The 4,166-nt window shown below is 39.4% G+C and carries 2 protein-coding genes and 1 pseudogene; 2 read left to right on the top strand and 1 reads right to left on the bottom strand.

Annotated elements, in window-relative coordinates; all coding sequences use genetic code 11:
- Nucleotides 1-680, top strand: a pseudogene (locus tag FGQ53_RS11190) (transposase); the annotation flags it as partial.
- 48 nt (nt 681-728) lie between these two features.
- Here the strand turns inward: FGQ53_RS11190 and FGQ53_RS11185 are convergent.
- On the bottom strand, nt 729-3,881 hold the full coding sequence (locus tag FGQ53_RS11185; protein WP_171019149.1) for an SEC10/PgrA surface exclusion domain-containing protein: 3,153 nt from the start codon (nt 3,879-3,881) through the stop codon (nt 729-731).
- A 180-nt stretch (nt 3,882-4,061) separates the two neighbouring features.
- Between FGQ53_RS11185 and FGQ53_RS11180 the strand changes: the two genes are divergently transcribed.
- Nucleotides 4,062-4,166 (top strand): IS630 transposase-related protein (locus FGQ53_RS11180; protein ID WP_212744431.1); only part of this gene is annotated, 105 nt, incomplete at its 3' end.

Raw genomic sequence — 4,166 nt, 5'->3', positions numbered from 1 at the left:
TTCGTTGTCAGGTGAAAATTATTACGATGGATATGTTTAGTCCTTATTATGCCTTGGCTAAACAGCTTCGCTTTCGAAATTCTAGGCTCAGGCTGAAACAGTCTCCCAGACTGTTTCACTCCCATGTGCTAAAATCGTTCTAGATCGTTTTCATATTGTCCAACATCTCAGCCGTGCTATGAGTCGTGTCCGTGTTCAAATCATGAACCAATTTGAACGAAAATCTCATGAATATAAGGTCATCAAACGTTACTGGAAGCTCATTCAACAGGATAGTCGTAAACTCAGCCATAAGCGATTTTATCGCCCTACTTTTCGTATGCACTTGACGAATAAAGAAATTCTAGACAAGCTTTTGAGCTATTCAGAAGACTTGAAACACCACTATAATCTCTATCAACTCTTGCTTTTTCACTTTCAGAATAAGAACTGGATAAATTTTTCGGACTCATTGAGGACAATCTAAAGCAGATTTATCCTCTCTCAAGGACAAAGAGAAAATTGTCAACACCCTTCAATTGCCCTATTCCAACGGTAAGTTGGAAGCGACTAATAATCTCATTAAACTCATCAAACGAAATGCCTTTGGTTTTCGGAACTTTGAAAACTTTAAGAAACGGATTTTTATCGCTCTAAATATCAAAAAAGAAAGGACGAAATGTGTCCTTTCTCGAGCTTAGCTTTTCTTCAATCATTTGCAGTTGATAGATAGCCAAAACTTTCAGTTTTTAGTCTTCTTTTTTCTTGCGAGAAAGAAGTCCAAATCCGCCAAGTGCTCCAAGAAGTCCAAGTGTTGCTAGGCCTGCATGGGCTTCTGTACCTGTATTAGGCAATTCCTTCGCTTCTGCTTTCTTAGCTGCTGTAACTACCTCTCCTTGTGCTTTTGAAGCAGATTGAGGAGCTTCTGGAGCTAAAACGGTGTATCCTGTAATTTTACCTGTTTCATTCACAACCGGAATTGGTTGTTTCCCTTGTGCCACTAAGCTATCGTATTCAGCTTGAAGACGTTCTTTTTCTTGTGCCTCAAGGACATTTTGATAAGCTTTTGAAGTCGTATCATAAACAGCTTGCGCCGCTACTTGTTTAACTTGTAAATCTTTTAGTTTTAGCAATTCTGCCTCTAAACTATCCAGAGCATCTAACAAGTTTGCTTTTGCGATTGCTTCCTTAGCTTGTGCTTCTTTCAGTAATTGTGGTGCATTTTTTAGATTAGCTAAGGTTACTTGAGCTTCACCTAAAATAGCTTTTGCTTTATCCACATTAGCTTTCGCAGTCACTACATTTTCTTGAGCCATTAGCAAGTCGGCTTGCAGGCTAGCTAAACGAGCTTTAGATTGGGTAAGCACATCTTGTTTAGCTGTTAAATCTGCTTGTTTGGAAGCAAGAACTTCTTTAGCAGCTACTAAATTAGCTTGCTTAACGGTAATATCAGCACTTAAATCATCCACTGCCTGTTGAGCTTTAACAAGATTTTCTTGTGCTTGGATCAATGTGGCTTTAGCAGACGACAAGTTTGCTTGAGCAGTCGGAGTTTGAACAGCCACTGATTGTGCTTGGGTCAAGTTTGCACTAACTGATGACAATTGTGATACTGCATTATCGTAGGCTGTTTGAGCAGTCATTTTAGCTTCTTGAACTACTTTATTATTAGCTTGTGCTTGGGCTAATTCTGATTGGGTAGTTGCTAGCACTACTTTAGCAGAAGTTAAGGCTGCTTGTTTCGCTTTAATATCAGCATTTAAAGCATCTACTGCTTGAGTTGCTTTTGTTAAACGTTCTTGTGCTTTAGTTAAAGCTGTCTCTGCTAAAGTAAGATTAGCTTGAGCAGTCGGAGTTTGAACAGCCACTGATTGAGCTTCATCTAAAACTTGTTGAGCCTTAGTGTTAATAGCAACTGCGTTATTGTAATTATTTTGAGCAGCGCTTAAAGCTGATTGCACACTGTTATTAGTTGCTGTTTTAGCTTCTACATCAGCTTTAGCTGTGTTATATGTTGTAATGATATTGTCGCTTGAGTTTGGATTAGGAAGTGGTGTTTTATCAAACTGTGACAAATCTGAAGAATCTGTATTGAAAATATTCAGACTAAGACTTAAAGTTCCATCTTTTAAGCGAGATAAACCTACACCAATATAATTCTCTCCAGTAGTAGCGTTACGTGTTCCTACAACACTTGATGCATGTAACCACTCATCTGGTGCGAAAATCCAACGTCTAATAGCATCATAAACATAATACTTAGCATCATCCATTGTTTCTTTCCCCAATTCAGTTGGATTCGCCCAACTAGAAGTATTAAAATAATTACCTGCCCAATCTTCATCAACCCATCTATATTTAGCATCTAAATCAGACGTATCATGATTAAACGTCCACATCTTCATATCTGTTGTCGCATAATAGTTTGCGTGCTTTTGGGCTTCGATAGCTGATTCTGCTGTTACTGCAACTGGTGTTGTACCAACTAGTTTACGGGCTTGATTAATTAAATCAGCCGCAAAAAGAGAAAGCTCTTTAGCTTGTTCAGCAGTTACATGATTAATATCAAACGATTGTTTTTTGTCATTTTCATTATGAATAAATTTATTCTTAGAATCTTCTGATTTAGCTAAGCTAGCTAAAGTATTAAGCGCTACATCACGTTGCTCTGTTGTTAACGAAGAATCATAGGCATCTTTAAGAGCTTTTGCATATTCGTCAGACATTGTAATTGTATTAATCGCTTTATAGTCGTTTTCAGCTGTTTTGTATGCGAATTGAGCATCCGTTAAAGCTTGTGCTGCCTGTTGGGCTTTAGTTGTTTTAGCATCTAAATCTGATTTTGCTGTAGAAACGTTTTTGCTTGCCGCATCAATGTCTTTTTGAGCTTTGTCAATCGCTTGTTGACGGTTAGCATCCGCCTCTTGCGCTTTTTGCAACGCTGTTTTATCTTCTGACAAATGAGCTTGTTTACTGGCTTCATCATTTTTTGCAGCTTCAGCTTCGTCCAAGATAGCTTTTTGACCTGTGACATCTAAGATGGCTTGTTTATCATTGACATCTTTTTGCGCTGTAGCAACATCGGCTTGTTTGGCATCTTCAATAGCTTGTGTTTGATGAGCTTGAGCTGTCTTAGCATCTAAATCTGCTTTTGTTGACGTAACAGTTTGATTGGCTGCATCAACCGCTTGTTGAGCATTGTCAATCGCTTGCTGACGATTAGCATCTGCTGTTTGAGCTTTTGTTAAATCAGACTCTGCTTGGGAAACGTGATCTTGTGCAGTGTTAACTGCTGCTTGAGCATTATCACGATTAGCAATAACTTCGGCTTGACCTGTACCATCCAAAATAGCTTGTTTATTATTGACATCTTTTTGAGCAGCATCTACAGCAGCTTGTGATGTCGTCACTTGATCTTGTGCCTGACTAACCGTTTGAGTTTGGTTGGCAACTGCTGTTTCTGCCGTTGCTTGATTGCTTTCAGCTTGTGCCTGTAAGTCTTCAGCTTGTGACACTTGGTTTTGAGCCGCTGTGACATCAGCTGTTGCTTCAGAAATAGCTTCTGGCGTTGCTTGGGCTACCAGTGCTCGGGCTTCGTCTGTCGCTTGACTAGCTTCATCATAAGTCACTTGAGCACTATCTGCCTCTTTTGCTTGGGCTTGAACCGTTGCTTCTTGATGGCTTACAGCTTCATTAGCCGTATCAAGACTTGTTTTGGCTTCTGTGACATCAGCTTGAGTGACAGCCGCCTTGTCTTGGTTTACTTGTGTTTCAGGTTGGCTGGGTGTAGTCACACCGTCGGCATGGACGTTTGCCGCTACACCCAAACCAGCCATTAGAGTTGTCGCAGCTGCGACGGTTTTTGTTTTTGTCATAACATCTTTAATACCTGTTGATTTCATCAGTATAATCTCCTTAAAAATTTTTGTTGTTACTAACATTATACCCCACCGAATGCTTTTGTCAAGCGGTTTTCGGGACTTTTTGAGGGTTTTTTTGACTCATTTTTTAGGTCGTTTTTTGGTGGGTTAAACCACTTGATATAGTTGCTTAGTTTTAAACAAGCATGTTATAATAAAGCTATGGCATATAGTACAGATTTTAAACAACGAGCATTAGATTACATCAAAGAAGGACACAGCCATGTCGAGGCAGCTAAAGTTTTTGATGTTGGCGTCAGAACTCTC

The sequence above is a fragment of the Streptococcus mitis genome (assembly GCF_005844455.1).
Taxonomy (GTDB): Bacteria; Bacillota; Bacilli; order Lactobacillales; family Streptococcaceae; genus Streptococcus; species Streptococcus mitis_BF.
Note: the sequence above shows the minus strand (reverse complement) of the source record. Positions and strands in the feature narration are given on the sequence as shown.

Coding starts and splice junctions, on each gene's coding strand:
- FGQ53_RS11185 (WP_171019149.1), bottom strand. CDS start 3,881: ATGAAATCAACAGGTATTAAAGATGTTATGACAAAAACAAAAACCGTC.